The sequence below is a fragment of the Frateuria sp. genome (genome assembly GCF_035943815.1).
In the GTDB taxonomy this organism is placed as follows: domain Bacteria; phylum Pseudomonadota; class Gammaproteobacteria; order Xanthomonadales; family Rhodanobacteraceae; genus Frateuria_A.
In genome coordinates, this window is sequence record NZ_DASZBU010000004.1 from 63,368 (window position 1) to 78,135 (window position 14,768).

Genomic DNA, 14,768 nt, shown 5'->3' on the forward strand with positions numbered 1-14,768 from the left:
CTCCCACCGGAAGGCACTGCGATGGACAAGGTGTACGCAAGCGCGGAGGCGGCCCTCGACGGCCTGCTGTTCGACGAGATGACGATCGCCGCCGGCGGTTTCGGCCTCTGCGGCATTCCCGAGAACCTGATCGGGGCGCTGCTGAAGGCCGGCACCAAGGGGTTGACCATCGTCGGCAACAATGCCGGCGTGGACGACTTCGGCATGGGGCCGTTGCTCAAGACCCACCAGGTCAAGCGCGTCTACGCTTCCTACGTTGGCGAGAACAAGGAATTCGAGCGTCAGGTGCTCTCCGGCGAGCTCGAGTTGCACCTCACCCCGCAGGGCACGCTGGCCGAGAAGTTGCGTGCCGGCGGCGCCGGCATCCCTGGCTTCTACACGCGCACGGCCTTCGGCACCAAGCTGGCCGAGGGCAAGGAAACCAAGGTCTTCGGCGACAAGGAATACGTGTTGGAGGAAGCCATCCACGCCGATGTTTCCATCGTCAAGGCGTGGAAGGGCGACCGCCTGGGCAACCTGGTCTTCCGCGAGACCGCACGCAACTTCAACCCGATGATCGCCACCTGCGGCAAAGTCTGCGTGGCCGAGGTGGAGCACCTGGTCGAGGTGGGCGAGCTGGACCCGAACAACATCCACGTCCCCGGCATCTACGTCGACCGCATCATCCAGGGCGAGAAATACGAAAAGCGCATCGAATTCCGCACCATCGCCGGCGCCAACACCGGCAAGGAAAGCCCCCTGCGCACCACGATGGCCCGACGCGCGGCGAAGGAATTGCGCGACGGCTTCTACGTGAATCTGGGCATCGGCATTCCGACGCTGGTGGCCAACTACATTCCCGAAGGCATGGACGTGATCCTGCAGTCGGAGAACGGCTTGCTGGGTATCGGCCCGTTCCCCACCGAAGACCAGATCGACCCGGACCTGATCAACGCCGGCAAGCAGACCATCACTACCCTGCCCGGCTCGGCCTTCTTCTCCAGCGCCGACTCGTTCGCGATGATCCGCGGCGGGCACATCGACCTGTCGATCCTGGGCGGCCTGGAAGTCTCGGCCACCGGCGACCTGGCCAACTGGATGGTGCCGGGCAAGATGGTCAAGGGCCCGGGCGGCGCGATGGACTTGGTCAGCGGCGTCAAGCGGGTGGTGGTGCTGATGGAGCACACCGCGAAAGACGGCAGCCCGAAGATCAAGCCACAGTGCGACCTGCCGCTGACCGGCAAGGAAGTGGTCGACCTGATCATCACCGACCTGTGCGTGTTCGAAGTGGCCAAGGGCCAGGGCCTGACCCTGATCGAGCTCAACGAGGGCGTGTCGCTCGACGAGGTGAAAGCCAAGACTGGCTGCGGCTTCAAGGTCGCGTTGGCTGGCTGAAACCCTCACGGCGTGCGCGGCCATGCAGACGCGGCCGCGCACGATCGCACAACCCCGGGCGAGCGTCAGGCCGGCAGCGTATCGGGGAAGCTGATGCTCGCGATGTGCTCGGTGCCGTCGCGGGTCCGCAGTTCCAGCGGCCAGTGGAACCGCTCGCTGATCCGCTGGGCAATGGCCAGCTCGAAGCCGTGCCGGTCGATTGCAGGTGCGGCATCGACGCGGTTGGATACCGCGATGGCACCGGGCAGCACGGTGATGCGGATGGTTCCATGATCGGCCTGCTGGCTGGCATTGCGGATCAGCTGCCAGCACAACACCATGAAGACGCGCGGCGAAGCGCGCAGGGCGAAGCGGGCCGGCTCCTCGAGTTCCAGATCGATCGAACGCCCTTCCAGCATCTGGCGCAGGTCATCCAGGTTCTTGCTCAGCACGTCGTTGACGACGAACTCCTCTTCGCCTGCACCCATGTCCGACTCACGCGCCAGGATCAGCAGCGCTTCGATCAGCGCTTCCATCTCGCGCGTGGCGCGCTGGATGCGCTTGACCGACCGCACGCCGAACTTGCTCAGTTCGGACTCGTCCGAGAGCATGTCCGCCGACATCTTGATGACGGTAAGCGGGCTGCGCAGCTCGTGGCTGGCATCGCGGGTGAAGTTGCGCTCGCGCAGGTTGTAGCCCGCGATGCGCTTCGCGAACCCATGCAGGCCGCGGGCCAGCGACACCACGTCGGCATCGGCTCCTCCGGACAGCCGTGACGGCGCCAGCGCGTCCAGGTCGGGCCGCTCGTCCCAGGCATCGACCACCCGCGCGAGCCGTCCGACCGGGCGCCATTGCCGCCGTGCGGCCAGCCACGCGAGCACGCTGATCACCACGATCAGCACGAACACCGCGACCGGCGGCGCGACGCTGGACCAGCCCAGCATCACGCAGATCAGCACACCGAGCAGATGCAAGCCGAAAATGAGCGCAAGCCGGCGATGGAATGCGCCGACCGACCGTCTCACCTCTGCGTGTCCCTGTGGCAGACCTCTATCCATGTCTGTTGCTGTAATGCCCACCCCGCTCGGTCAGGCGGTGGCCGTGGCCACTTCCGTTTCCAGGTCGGCCAGACGATAGCCGGCCGAATGGATGGTGTGCAGCAGCGGCCGGTCGAACGGCTTGTCGATCACGCGGCGCAGGTTGTAGAGGTGCGAACGCAGGGTGTCCGAATCGGGCAGCGTGTCGCCCCAGATCTCCCGCTCGATGTCACGGCGGCTGACCACGCGCGGTGATTCGCGCATCAGGATTGCCAGCAGCTTCAGGCCGATCGGCGAGACCGTCAGCTCCTGCCCGCCGCGGGTGAGCCGCAACGTGGCGGTGTCCAGCGTCATGTCGCCGACGGTAAGCACCTCGGAGGAGACTTGGCGGCGGTCGCGGCGGATCAGGGCGCGCAGGCGCGCTTCGAGTTCGCGTACTTCGAATGGCTTGACCAGGTAATCGTCGGCGCCCGCTTCCAGGCCGATCAGCTTGTCTTCCAGCGTGTCGCGCGCGGTCAACATCAGCACCGGCGTGGATTTCTTGGCGTCCTTGCGCAGCTTGCGGCAGACATCCAGGCCATCCATGCCCGGCAGCATCAGGTCGAGCACGATGACGTCGTAGCTGTTGGAGACGGCCAGGTGCAGGCCGCTGACGCCATCGGCGGCGTAGTCCACCGAATAGCCACGGCGCTCCAGAAATTCCCCAACCATTTCAGCGATCTGCCGATTGTCTTCGACCAGCAAGATCAGGCCGGACTGCTCGTCGCGTAGGCTCATGGTCCCTCCGTTGCGTGTTTTCACAAATGTGAAGAGCTAACGATGCATGGGGTGACAGCAACGTGAATTTTTTCGACTTCGGTATGGGACGGGCGCTGGCGCACGGTTTGAAGCGGGTTCATTCACCCGTCAGCGCAGGAGCGGTGCCAGGTGCGACCACACCGTATCGAGCACGGCCGGTTCGCCCGCAGCCGTCGGGTGCAGGCCGTCTTCCTGCATCCGCGAAGGATCCAGCGCCACGCCTTCGAGCAGGAAAGGCACCAGCGCGGCGTGTTTGTCGCGCGCGAGGTTGGCGTAAACGGCGCGCAGGCCATCGCGGTAGCGTGGCCCGTAGTTGACTGGCAGCTCAATGCCCAGCAGCAACACCTGCGCGTGCGCCTTTCGCGCCAGGTCGATCATCGCGGCTAGGTTGTCCTGCATTGCATCCAGCGGCAGGCCACGCAGGCCGTCGTTGGCGCCCAGTTCCAAGACGAGCACGGTCGGCTTGTAGGTCGCCAGCAGCTGCGGCAGGTGATGCCGGCCGCTCAGCGTCGTCTCTCCGCTGATGCTGGCATTGACCACGCGCCAGGGCGGCTCCATCTTGGCGAGACGTAATTCCAGCAGATGCACCCAGCCTTCGTTCGCGCTGATGTTGTGCGCGGCCGAGAGCGAATCGCCCAGCACGAGCACGGTCTTGGTCGCTGCCGCTTTCGGTGCGGCTGCCTGTGCCAGGCCGCACCATCCGATCAGCAGCATCGCCAGCAGCACGAGGAATCGACGCATGAGCGAAACTTCCCAACCTCTTCTGGAAGCCCGCGATGTTAGCAAGACCGTGCGCGGCCCCGAAGGGCGGCTGGACATCCTGGCCGGAGTGAGCCTGGCGGTGCACGCGGGCGAGAGCTTCGCCATCGTCGGCGCGTCCGGCTCCGGCAAGACGACCCTGCTGGGCCTGCTCGCCGGACTGGACACGCCCAGCGCGGGCTCCATCCGCCTGGACGGCCATAGGCTGGAGACGATGGACGAGGAAGCGCGCGCAGACCTGCGCCGACGGCGGGTGGGTTTCGTGTTCCAGTCCTTCCACCTACTGCCCGCGCTCACCGCGGAGGAAAACGTGATGCTGCCGCTGGAGCTTGAGGGTCGCGACGACGCGCGCACGCGGGCGCACGAGGCACTCGCTGCAGTGGGCCTGATGGCACGCCATCGGCACTATCCCGCGCAGCTTTCCGGCGGCGAGCAGCAGCGTGTGGCGATCGCGCGCGCCTTCGTGCACGGTCCGGGAGTGCTGTTCGCCGACGAGCCCACCGGCAACCTTGACCAACGCACCGGCCGGCACGTGGCCGATCTGCTGTTCGCGCTGAACCGCGACCAGCGCACCACGCTGGTGCTGGTGACCCACGATGCGCAACTGGCCACACGCTGCGCACGTGGCGTGGAACTCACCGAGGGCCGCGTCGCTGCAGCGGCCGGCACGCCATGATGCTGCGCCAACGGGTGACAGACGCGCATCGCGCCGGCGTCCCATGCCCGCCCGGCACGCCAGTTGCGCTTAGGCAGGAATGCGCAGGATGAAGCTGCTGCGCCTGGCCCTGCGCACCCTGCGCCGCGAATGGCATCTGCCGGAACTGCGCACCCTGGCCGCCTCGTTGCTCCTGGCGGTGGTGGCGCTGGGCGTGGTCGCGACCCTGTCCACGCGAGTGGAGCGCGGGCTGCTCGCCAGCGCCGCCGAACTGATCGGTGGCGATGCCGGGTTGGCCTCTCCGCAGGCACCGGCGCCGGACTACGAAGAACGGGCGCGGGCCAGCGGCCTGGCAGTGACCCGCAGTGCCGGCTTCCCCAGCGTGGCCTTCGCCGGCGATCGCAGCCAGTTGCTGGACGTCGCCGCAGTGGACGGCCGCTGGCCGCTGCGCGGCACGCTGGAGCTGGCCGCCCACGGCCGCTCGATGGCCGGCCATGGGCCCGCCCCCGGCAAGCTCTACCTCGACCACCGCGCGCTGGTCGCGCTCGGCCTTGCCGTAGGCGACCGTGTGCAACTGGGCGGGCTGGCGCTGACTATTGCGGCCGAACTGGTGCGCGAGCCCGACGGTGGCGAACTGGTGGCGATCGCACCGCGCGCGTTGATGAGCCTGGCCGACGCGCGCCGTGCGGGCCTGCTCGGTACGGGCAGCCGGGCGCGCCACCGGCTGCTGGTCGCCGGCGCGCCCGCGGCGGTCGGCGACTGGCTGGGCTGGGTCAAGGCACGCCCCCTTCCACAGGGTGCGGAGCTGATCACGCCCGAGCAGACCCAGGAACGCATGCGCAGCGCGTTCGACCGCGCCGGCGCCTTCCTGCGCCTGACCGCGCTGCTGTCGGCATTGCTCGCCGGCGTGGCCATCGCGCTGGCGGCACAACGCTATGCCCGCCGCAAGACCCCGGAGATCGCTCTGCTGCGCGCCTTGGGCACCGCCCGCACCCGCGTGCTCGGCCTGTTGCTGGCGACGCTGGGCGCGCTGGCGCTGCCGGCAGCTCTGCTCGGCGTGCTGATCGCCTGGGGCCTGACCGAAGCAGCCTGGCGCCTTGCCGGCGTGCTGTTCGTGCACGTGCCGACCGAACTGCCATTGTTGCCGGCACTGGCCGCCGCGATGCTGGGGCTGGCGGTGCTGGCCGGCTTCGCGCTGCCGCCTTTGGCGAGGTTGGCCCAGGTGCCGCCGGTGGCCGTGTTCCGCGCCAGCATGGCGCGCCGCGTGCGCCGGGTGGATGCGCTCTACCTGGTGCCGGCCCTGGTCGCGCTGGTGCTGATCTGGAGCCAGAGCGGTTCGGCCCGGCTCGCCGGCATCCTGGCGGTGAGCCTGCTCGGCGTGGCTGCGCTCGCCGCATTGCTGGCGTTGCTGTTGCTGTGGCTCGTCCGGCGTATCGCACCCGGTGCGCACCCGGCATTGCGGCTGGGCCTGGCCGCGCTGGCACGACGCCGAAGCCTGAGCATGGTGCAGGCCACTGCGCTCAGCCTCGGTCTGATGGCGCTGCTGCTGCTCGCGGTGGTGGCGCCGGCGCTGCTGCAGGGCTGGCGGCGCGAGCTGCCGCCGGACACGCCCAACTGGTTCGCGCTCAACCTGCAGGACGACCAGCGCGGCGACTTCGCGCAACGGCTCGGGCAACTGGGCGCGCAGGAACTCAACATGCTGCCGCTGGCGGTGGGCAAGCTGACCGCCATCAACGGCGCCCCGGTCGACCAGCTCCATTTCGCCGACCCGCGCGCCAAGGAGTGGGTCGACCGCCAGCTGCGCCTGTCCTGGACAGGTGCATTGCCGCCCTCCAACCGCGTGATCGCCGGACGCTGGGCCGGCCCTGCGCCGGCCCGGGCGGAAGTCTCCATCGATACCCTGTGGCGCGACATGTTCGCCCTGAAACTCGGCGACCGCCTGCGCTTCGACGTGGGCGAAGGCTCGCTGGAAGCGACCGTGGGCAGCGTGCGCCAGGTGGACTGGAGTTCTTTCCGGGTCAACTTCTTCCTGCTGCTGGACCCGGCCCACGCCGGCGCGCTGCCGCATACGTGGCTGGCGAGCTTCTACCTGCCGCGCGGGCATGCGCAGGCGTTGGCGCACCTCTCGCGCGATTACGGCAACCTGAGCCTGGTCGACGTCGATGCCCTGCTCGACCGCGTGCGCGAGATCGTCGACCAGGTGGGCGGCGCGGTGCGCTGGGTGCTCGGCTTCAGCCTGCTGGCCGGCGCCCTGGTACTGGCCGCGGCGCTGGCCACCAGCGCGGCCGAGCGCCGCCACGAGGCCGCGTTGCTGCGCACACTGGGCGCGCGGCGCGGGCAGTTGCGGCTGGCGGCAGCCTGCGAGTTCGCCCTGCTCGGCCTGATCGCCGGGCTCACCGCGGCCATCGGCGCGGCGGGCGCGGGCTGGTGGCTGGGGCGGGCGATATTCCATCTGGACCGGTTCGTGCCACCGGTGTGGCCCTTGTTGGGTGCGGCGTTGCTGGCCGCGCTGATCGTCATGCTGCTGGGCCTGGCTGGCACCCGCAAGGTCACCCGCACGGCGCCGATGCGGCTGTTGCGGGAGCAATGAATCGACCGCAGACTGCGCTTTCACCGGGGACCAGGCGATGAGCGACCAGCGGAAGGCAGGGAACGATCCAAAGCGTCGCGGGATGGCATCGGGCATGGGACAGGGAGTCGCCATCGGCACCGCCATCGGCGTGAGCCTGGGCGTCGCCTTGCACAACCTCGCCGTCGGCATCGGCCTGGGCATCGCCATCGGCGCAGCTCTGGGCACCTCCATCGGTGCATCCCGCGCCGAGGCATGCGGGCGCAAGGACACGCCACCGACGGGCCAATCCTGACGAAAGCCGGGGCCGACCGCCGTGTACACGCTCTATTACTCACCCGGCACCGCCAGCATGGTGGTGCACCTGGCGCTGATCGAGGCCGGCGCGCCGCACGAGCTGAAGCTGGTCGACCTGGACGCCCGGGCGCAGCGCAGCCCCGACTACCTCCGGCTCAATCCGCGCGGATTGGTGCCCACGCTGGTGGTGGACGGCCAGCCCTTGTCCGAGTCAGCCGCGCTGCTGATGCTGCTGGCCGAGCGCCATCCGCAGTCGCCGCTCGCGCCGCCCCCAGGCACGCCGGAGCGTGGCGCGTGGTACTCGTGGATCGTGTACCTGAGCAACACGCTGATGTCCTCCTTCCGGCTGTGGTTCTACCCGCAGGACCTGGACGACACGCCGCAGGTGCACGCCGCCGTGCAGCACAAGATCGAAAGCGTGTGGGACCACCTCGACGCGCACCTGGCCACGCGTGGCCCGTACCTGCTCGGCGAACGCTTCTCCGGCGCCGACCTGTTGCTCACGATGCCGATGCGCTGGTCGCGCAACATGCCGCGCCCGGCCACCGAGTGGCCGGCACTCGCGCGGCTGGCCGAACACGTGCGCGCGCGTCCGAGCTGGCGGCGCCTGTACGAGATCGAAGGGCTGCGCGAGTGGTAGGCCGCGACAGCGGCGCATCCCGATGACCGCACGGCGCTTGCTCGACCGGCTGAAGGCCGAGTGGCTGCTGCTCGCCTTTGCCTTGCTCACCGTGGTGCTGGGCTGTCTCGATCCGCAGCCGCTGCGCGCCTGGCAGCGCTGGCTGCAAGGGCCGACGCTGGCGGGCCTGGCCGGCCTGCTCATTGCGATCCAGGGCATCCGGGACAGCGCCCTGGTGCAGCACATGGCCGCGGCGCTCGTCGCACGCACGCACTCGCTGCGCGGCCTGGGCCTGCTACTGGCAAGTTCGGCCGCGCTGCTATCGATGATCCTGACCAACGACGTCAGCCTGTTCCTGCTGGTGCCGCTGACGGTGGCGATCGGCGGGTTGTCCAACCTGCCGGTGCTGCGCATGGTGGTGCTGGAGGCGCTGGCGGTGAACGCCGGCTCGACGCTGAGCCCGATCGGCAATCCGCAGAACCTGTTGCTGTGGCAGCACGGGCAGCTGCCGTTCCTCGCGTTCGCATGGGCGATGCTGCCAGCCGCCGCAGTGATGTTCGCTATGCTGGCGGCGCTCGCCTGGACCTGGCTGCCGCGCGAGCGCGTCGCGCTCGAGCCCGGGGCGCTGCCTCACCGGCCCGTGGTCGGCGGCCTGGCGACGCTCTCGCTGCTGGCGCTGGCGGCCATGGTGGTGCTGATGGAATACGGTCACGCGCTGCTGGGGGCCGGCCTGCTCCTTGCGCTGTTCATGCTCGTCGCCCGCGGCAGCCTGGCGCGGGTGGACTGGCTGCTGCTACTGACCTTCGCCGCGATCTTCCTCGGGCTGGGGCACCTGGCCGAGCTGCCGCAGGTGCAGGGCGCGCTCGGCCGCCTCGACTTCGGTCGGCCGCTGACGCTCTACCTGGTCGGCATCCTGGCCTCACAAGCCATCAGCAACGTGCCGGCAACGGTGCTGCTGCTGGATCGCGCACACGATCCGATCGCGCTGGCGGTGGCCGTCAACGTCGGCGGCTTCGGCCTCGCCATCGGCTCGCTGGCGAATCTGATCGCGCTGCGGCTGGCACGCCAGCCGCACGGCTTGCGCACGCTGCACTGCGTGTCGATCCCGTTTCTGCTGGTGTGCGCGCCGGCGGTGTACCTGGTCTGGCGATGGGCCGGCTGATCCGCGCCGGCGCGGTGGGAGCCTTCCGCGCCGCCCACACCCCTGACCTTTGACACTGTCTGACCCATGACTCATGGCCTAGCTTGGCCGGCCATGGCCGCGCCGAGGGGACGCGGCCGGCAACAACGTACCCGCCCACGCGGCGAACCACACAGAGGGAAATCCATGTCCAAGCAGTATCTGAAGCCGCTGGCGCTCGCGGTGAGCCTGGCGCTGTCGCTGACCGCCTGCGGCAAGCACGAGGCCGCGGAACAGAAGCCCGCCGCCAGCACCAGCGCACCCGCCGCCGCCGGCACCACCGCGATGGCCGCCGCTCCCAAGAGCGTATTCGACGTGAGCGAACTGGGCGCGATGGGCGAGGCCTGCACGGACTTCAACCAGTTCGTCAACGCCAAGTGGGTCGCCGCCAATCCGATCCCCTCGGACCGCAGCCGCTGGGGCGCCTTCGACCAGCTGGCCGAGAACAGCCTGAACACCCAGCACGACATCGTCGACGCCGCCGCCAAGAACGCCGCCAGCGCGCAGGCCGGCTCGATCCAGCAGAAGATCGGCTACCTGTACGCCTCGGGCATGGACGAGAACGCCATCGAGAAGGCCGGCTTCGACCCGATCAAGCCCAAGCTCGACGCGATCGCCGCGCTGAAGACCGGCCAGGACGTGGCCGACTACCTGAACAAGAGCTTCGCCGACGGCGACATGCAGGTGTTCCAGTTCGGCTCGGGCGCCGACTTCAAGCACGCCGAGACGCAGATCGGCTACGCCTTCCAGAGCGGCCTTGGCCTGCCGACCAGGGACTACTACCTCGATCCCAAGCACGCCGACGAGCGCAAGGCTTACCTGGACTACGTCGCCAAGACGCTGGAACTGACCGGCGTGCCCGCGGCCGATGCCAAGAAGCAGGCCGACCAGGTGATGACGTTCGAGACCGAGCTGGCCAAGGCTTCGCTGGCCCCGGTCGAGCTGCGCACGCCGGAGAACCAGTACCACTTCGTCAGCGTCAAGGACGCCGACAAGGTCACCCCGCACTTCAACTGGGAGAAGTTCTTCGCCGCCCAGGGCGTGACCGTCGACAAGGGCTTCTCGCTGTCGCAGCCGAAGTTCTTCGCGGAATTTGACAAGCTGCTCGCCAGTGCGCCGGTTGACCAGTGGCAGGCCTATCTGCGCTTCCACGTCGCCGACGACGCCTCGCCGCTGCTGTCCAAGGCGTTCCAGGACAACAAGTTCGACTTCTACGGCAAGACCCTCTCCGGCCAGCCGGAGCAGAAGCCGCGTTGGAAGCGCGTGCTCGGCGCGGTCAACTCCTCGATGGGCATGGCGCTCGGCCAGCTCTACGTCGACAAGGTCTTCAAGCCCGAGGCGAAGGAGCGCGCGCAGGAACTGGTCGACAACGTGCGCAACGCGCTGAAGGCGCGCATCGAGAACCTCGACTGGATGACGCCGGAGACCAAGGCCAAGGCGATCGCCAAGTGGAACACCTTCCTGCCCAAGATCGGCTATCCGGAAAAGTGGCGTGACTGGTCGGGCCTCGAAATCAAGCCGGGCGACTACTACGGCAACGTGATGGCCGCGGCCAAGTACAACTACCAGTACGACATCAACAAGATCGGCAAGCCGACCGACCGCAAGGAATGGGGCATGACCCCGCAGACGGTCAACGCCTATTACAACCCGACCGACAACACGATCAACTTCCCGGCCGCGATCCTGCAGCCGCCGTTCTTCTACGCAAACGGCGACGACGCGATCAACTACGGCGGCATCGGCGCCGTGATCGGCCACGAAGCCAGCCACGGTTTCGACGACGAGGGCAGCCAGTTCGACGGCGCGGGCAACAACGTGAACTGGTGGAGCAAGGCCGACCGGGCCAAGTTCGACGAGCGCGCGGACAAGCTGGTGGCGCAGTTCAACGACTACACCCCGATCAAGGACAAGCCCGACGCACACGTCAACGGCCGCCTGACCCTGGGCGAGAACATCGGCGACCTGGGCGGCCTGAACGCGGCCTACGACGCGCTGCAGGCGGCGTTGAAGAAGAATCCGCAGGAAGCCGGCGAGAAGATCGACGGCTACACGCAGGACCAGCGCTTCTTCCTCAACTGGGCGCGCGTGTGGCGTGGCTCGATCCGTGAAAAGCAGGCCCTGCTGCAGCTCAACACCGACCCGCATGCCCCCGCTTCGCTGCGCGCGATCGGTGCGCCGTCCAACATGGACGCCTTCGCCGCCGCGTACCAGTGCAAGCCGGGCGATGCCATGGTCCGCTCGGGCGACAAGCAGGTGAAGATCTGGTAATCCCCGGCTCCTCCTCCTGGAGGGGCTTGCCAGCAAGCTTCGAACGAGGCCCCGCTCCGGCGGGGCCTTTTTTTTGTGCCGGCGCACAGTGATCCGTCTACCTCGAATCTTGTTATTGCAAATCATTCTCATTAAAGTTCACGACCATCGATCCGCCTGACAAGGAATCCCATGGCCGGCATCACCAGCCGCAAGCACCCGACCCGTCCAATCCCGCTGGCCCGCACCACGGCGGCGGGCCTGCTGGCCGGACTGGCGTTCGCCCTGCCCGCCCACGCCGGCAACACCGATCCGGCCGCCCCGCAGGTGCGCGACGCCAAGCGCCTGCCCAGCGTCGAGGTCAGCGCCGCGGCCGGCGCCGATTACCGCGCCGACATGGTCGACTCGCCCAAGTTCACCCAGCCGCTGCTGGATACGCCGCAGACGGTCAGCATCATCACCCGCGACCTGTTCCAGCAGCAGGGCGCGACCACGCTCACCGAGGCGCTGCGCAACAGTCCGGGCGTGGGCACCTTCTATGCGGGCGAGAACGGCACCACCACCACCGGCGACGGTGTCAGCATGCGCGGCTTCGACGCCTCCGGCAGCATCTTCGTCGACGGCGTGCGCGATCTGGGTTCGATCTCCCGCGACCTGTTCAACATCGAACAGATCGAGGTGACCAAGGGTCCGGACGGCACCGAATACGGCCGCACGGCGCCGACGGGCGCGATCAACATGGTGAGCCGTCAGCCGCTGCTCGCCGATGAAGCCTCCGCCTCGGTGGCCTACGGCAGCCGCCAGCAGCAGCGCGTAACGGCGGACCTCAATCGCCGGCTCGGCACCCAAGCGGCCTTCCGCCTCGACGCCATCGGCCAGGACAGCGGCGTGCCGGGCCGCGACCGCGTTCGCAACCGCCGCTGGGGCGTGGCGCCCTCGCTGGCCTTCGGCCTGGGCACGCCGACGCAGGTCTATCTCGATGCCTTGCACGTCAAGCAGAACAACGTCCCGGATGGCGGCATACCCACCATCGGCCTGCCCGGCTATGGCAGTCCCGACCCCGCGCGACCGCAGGTCGGCGCGGCACCGCGCGTGGATAGCGAGAACTTCTACGGCACAGCGCAGGACCACGACCACGTCACCGCCGACATGCTCACGCTGATCGTGCAGCACGAGCTCGATGCCGACCACGCCTTGCGCAATACCACGCGCTGGGGCCGCACCCGGCAGCAATACCTGCTGACCTCCTTCCTCGCCAACGCCGCCAACCTGGCCACCCCCGAGCTCGCCGATTCCTCGACCTGGACGCTTGCGCGCAGCAATCCGAACTTCAAGCACCAGTCCAACCGCATTCTGACCAACCAGACCAACTTCACGGCGAACTTCGCCACCGGTGCCGTCGCCCACAACCTCAGCGCGGGCGCGGAGCTCACCGAAGAGAAGGCCACCAACGTGGGCATCGCCCCGCTTGGTTCGAGCACCTGGCCGGCGGCGAACCTCTACCACCCGGAACCTCGCGTGGGCGGGCTGCTCTATGGCCCATCCGGCGCCTGGGGCAGCGGCACCACCGATACCGTGGCCGCCTACCTGTTCGATACCCTGAAGTTCGGCGAGCGTTGGCAGATAACCGCCGGCCTGCGTGCGGACCGCTACACCACCCGCTTCCATAGCATGGCGCTGTGCGGCGCACGCAATGCCCCCGCCTGCGGGGCGCTGCCCGCCGGCACGCCGGTGCAGGGGCTGGCGGCGCGCATCGTGGACACGCTGCCCAACGGCAAGCTTGGCGTGCTGTACAAGCCGACGGCCAACGGCAGCATCTATGCCAACTACGCCCTGTCGCAGGAGCCGCCGGGCGGCGGCACCCTGCTGTTGAGCAGTTCGCCCAGCAGTGCCGACAACCCCGTGCTGGAACCGCAAAAGGCCAGCACCACCGAGGTGGGCACCAAATGGGACCTGCTCGACCAGCGCCTGCTCTTCACTGCGGCGCTGTACCGCACCCTGGTGCGCAACGAGCTGACCCGGGATCCGGTCGACCAGCAGTATTACCAGACCGGCCGCAAGCGGGTGCAGGGCGTCGAGCTGGGCCTGGTCGGCCGCCTGACGGACGCATGGTCGGCAAGCGCCGGCTTCACCACCATGGACGCTACCGTCACCTCGGGCAAGGCGGTGAGCAACGACGGCTCGCGCGACCTCGCCTACACGCCGCGCAGCGCGTTCACGGCGTGGACCGCCTACCACCTGCCCTCAGGCCTCACCCTGGGCGGCGGCGCACGCTATGCCGGCGCCATGAAGCGCGGCTCCGACGGCGCCATCGGCACGCCGGCCGCCACCGGCGCGTACTGGGTCTTCGACGCCGTGGCCAGCTGCCCGCTCAACTCCCACGTGGACCTGCAACTGAACCTCTACAACCTGTTCGACAAGCACTACGTCGCGGCCATCAACAAGAGCGGCTACCGCTACATGCCTGGCACGCCGCGCGCCGCGATGCTGACGGCGAACATCCGCTTCTGACCGGCCACGTGCCACCCACGCTGGGGAGAGCGCCATGCTGATGCACATTCCCGGGATCCTCGACCACGCGCAGCTTGCACGCGTGCGTACTGCGCTGCACGGCGCCGCCTGGACGGACGGCCGCGAGACGGTGGGTGCGCAGGGCGCCCGGGTCAAGCACAACCTGCAACTGCCCGACGCCTCGCCGCTGCGCCTTGAGCTGGGCCGCGAGGTGAGCGAAGCAGTCGCGCGCCATTCGCTGTTCCATGCCGCCGTGCTGCCGCAGCGCATCCTGCCCCCGCGTTTCAACCGCTACGAGGGCGGCGGCCACTACGGCTTTCACGTCGACGGCGCGGTGATGGCGCTGCCCGAAGGCGGGCAGTTGCGCAGCGACGTGTCGTGCACGCTGTTCCTGAGCGAGCCGGGTGAGTACGACGGCGGCGAGCTGATCGTCAGCGACCTGTATGGCGAGCATGAGGTCAAGCTGCCGGCCGGTGACGCGATCGTCTACCCGTCCGGCAGCCTGCACGAAGTGCGCCCGGTCACCCGCGGCGCGCGCCTGGCGGCGTTCTTCTGGGTACAGAGCCTGGTGCGCGACGACGGCCAGCGGCAGCTGCTGCTGGAGTTGGACACCTCCATCCAGCGGCTGACCCAAAGCGGCGCCGACGCGCGAGCCGTGCTGCAGCTCACCGGCATCTATCACAACCTGCTGCGGCGCTGGTCGCAGACCTGACCTGGCTGCGAGTCGTCTTTCCTGCCGC

The 14,768-nt window shown here is 68.6% G+C and carries 12 protein-coding genes; 9 read left to right on the forward strand and 3 right to left on the reverse strand.

The genetic code is table 11. The features are described 5' to 3' along the window. Window positions 1-21 precede the first annotated feature (21 nt). Window positions 22-1,374 (forward strand): 3-oxoacid CoA-transferase subunit B, encoded by a 1,353-nt coding sequence (locus VGU65_RS01545; protein WP_327472400.1) that lies wholly within the window; start codon window positions 22-24, stop codon window positions 1,372-1,374. Window positions 1,375-1,439: 65 nt separating this feature from the next. Here the strand turns inward: VGU65_RS01545 and VGU65_RS01550 are convergent, their stop codons facing one another. From VGU65_RS01550 to VGU65_RS01560, 3 genes are all read right to left on the reverse strand, one after another. Further along, complete coding sequence (locus VGU65_RS01550; RefSeq protein ID WP_327472401.1) at window positions 1,440-2,378, reverse strand: sensor histidine kinase; 939 nt, start codon at window positions 2,376-2,378, stop codon at window positions 1,440-1,442. 63 nt (window positions 2,379-2,441) lie between these two features. After that, window positions 2,442-3,167, reverse strand: coding sequence for a response regulator transcription factor (locus tag VGU65_RS01555; RefSeq protein WP_209619864.1), 726 nt, complete (start codon window positions 3,165-3,167; stop codon window positions 2,442-2,444). 129 nt (window positions 3,168-3,296) lie between these two features. Then, window positions 3,297-3,929 (reverse strand): arylesterase, encoded by a 633-nt coding sequence (locus VGU65_RS01560; protein WP_327472402.1) that lies wholly within the window; start codon window positions 3,927-3,929, stop codon window positions 3,297-3,299. Between VGU65_RS01560 and VGU65_RS01565 the strand changes: the two genes are divergently transcribed. The 8 genes from VGU65_RS01565 to VGU65_RS01600 all read left to right on the forward strand — a co-directional run bounded on the left by VGU65_RS01565 (window position 3,928) and on the right by VGU65_RS01600 (window position 14,740). Next, entirely contained in the window at window positions 3,928-4,623 is a 696-nt protein-coding gene (locus VGU65_RS01565) for an ABC transporter ATP-binding protein (protein ID WP_327472403.1), read from the forward strand. The genes VGU65_RS01560 and VGU65_RS01565 overlap by 2 nt on opposite strands. A gap of 88 nt (window positions 4,624-4,711) precedes the next feature. Continuing rightward, on the forward strand, window positions 4,712-7,192 hold the full coding sequence (locus VGU65_RS01570; RefSeq protein WP_327472404.1) for an ABC transporter permease: 2,481 nt from the start codon (window positions 4,712-4,714) through the stop codon (window positions 7,190-7,192). A 94-nt stretch (window positions 7,193-7,286) separates the two neighbouring features. Beyond that, window positions 7,287-7,466, forward strand: coding sequence for a glycine zipper domain-containing protein (locus VGU65_RS01575; protein WP_327472405.1), 180 nt, complete (start codon window positions 7,287-7,289; stop codon window positions 7,464-7,466). Window positions 7,467-7,487: 21 nt separating this feature from the next. Beyond that, window positions 7,488-8,108 carry a glutathione S-transferase family protein gene (locus VGU65_RS01580; RefSeq protein WP_327472406.1) on the forward strand — a complete coding sequence of 207 codons (621 nt, stop codon included), beginning with the start codon at window positions 7,488-7,490 and terminating at the stop codon, window positions 8,106-8,108. 22 nt (window positions 8,109-8,130) lie between these two features. Next, a complete protein-coding gene (locus VGU65_RS01585) occupies window positions 8,131-9,249 on the forward strand; it encodes an SLC13 family permease (protein WP_327472407.1) in 1,119 nt (372 codons plus the stop codon). 165 nt (window positions 9,250-9,414) lie between these two features. Further along, window positions 9,415-11,538, forward strand: a complete 2,124-nt coding sequence (locus tag VGU65_RS01590) for a M13 family metallopeptidase (protein WP_327472408.1) — start codon at window positions 9,415-9,417, stop codon at window positions 11,536-11,538. Window positions 11,539-11,709: 171 nt separating this feature from the next. Beyond that, window positions 11,710-14,028 (forward strand): catecholate siderophore receptor Fiu, encoded by a 2,319-nt coding sequence (locus tag VGU65_RS01595; RefSeq protein ID WP_327472409.1) that lies wholly within the window; start codon window positions 11,710-11,712, stop codon window positions 14,026-14,028. Window positions 14,029-14,062: 34 nt separating this feature from the next. Continuing rightward, a complete protein-coding gene (locus VGU65_RS01600) occupies window positions 14,063-14,740 on the forward strand; it encodes a Fe2+-dependent dioxygenase (RefSeq protein ID WP_327472410.1) in 678 nt (225 codons plus the stop codon). Window positions 14,741-14,768: the final 28 nt, after the last annotated feature.

Coding starts and splice junctions, on each gene's coding strand:
- VGU65_RS01575 (WP_327472405.1), top strand. CDS start 7,287: ATGGGACAGGGAGTCGCCATCGGCACCGCCATCGGCGTGAGCCTGGGC.
- VGU65_RS01595 (WP_327472409.1), top strand. CDS start 11,710: ATGGCCGGCATCACCAGCCGCAAGCACCCGACCCGTCCAATCCCGCTG.
- VGU65_RS01560 (WP_327472402.1), bottom strand. CDS start 3,929: ATGCGTCGATTCCTCGTGCTGCTGGCGATGCTGCTGATCGGATGGTGC.
- VGU65_RS01565 (WP_327472403.1), top strand. CDS start 3,928: ATGAGCGAAACTTCCCAACCTCTTCTGGAAGCCCGCGATGTTAGCAAG.
- VGU65_RS01555 (WP_209619864.1), bottom strand. CDS start 3,167: ATGAGCCTACGCGACGAGCAGTCCGGCCTGATCTTGCTGGTCGAAGAC.
- VGU65_RS01570 (WP_327472404.1), top strand. CDS start 4,712: ATGAAGCTGCTGCGCCTGGCCCTGCGCACCCTGCGCCGCGAATGGCAT.
- VGU65_RS01545 (WP_327472400.1), top strand. CDS start 22: ATGGACAAGGTGTACGCAAGCGCGGAGGCGGCCCTCGACGGCCTGCTG.
- VGU65_RS01585 (WP_327472407.1), top strand. CDS start 8,131: ATGACCGCACGGCGCTTGCTCGACCGGCTGAAGGCCGAGTGGCTGCTG.
- VGU65_RS01590 (WP_327472408.1), top strand. CDS start 9,415: ATGTCCAAGCAGTATCTGAAGCCGCTGGCGCTCGCGGTGAGCCTGGCG.
- VGU65_RS01600 (WP_327472410.1), top strand. CDS start 14,063: ATGCTGATGCACATTCCCGGGATCCTCGACCACGCGCAGCTTGCACGC.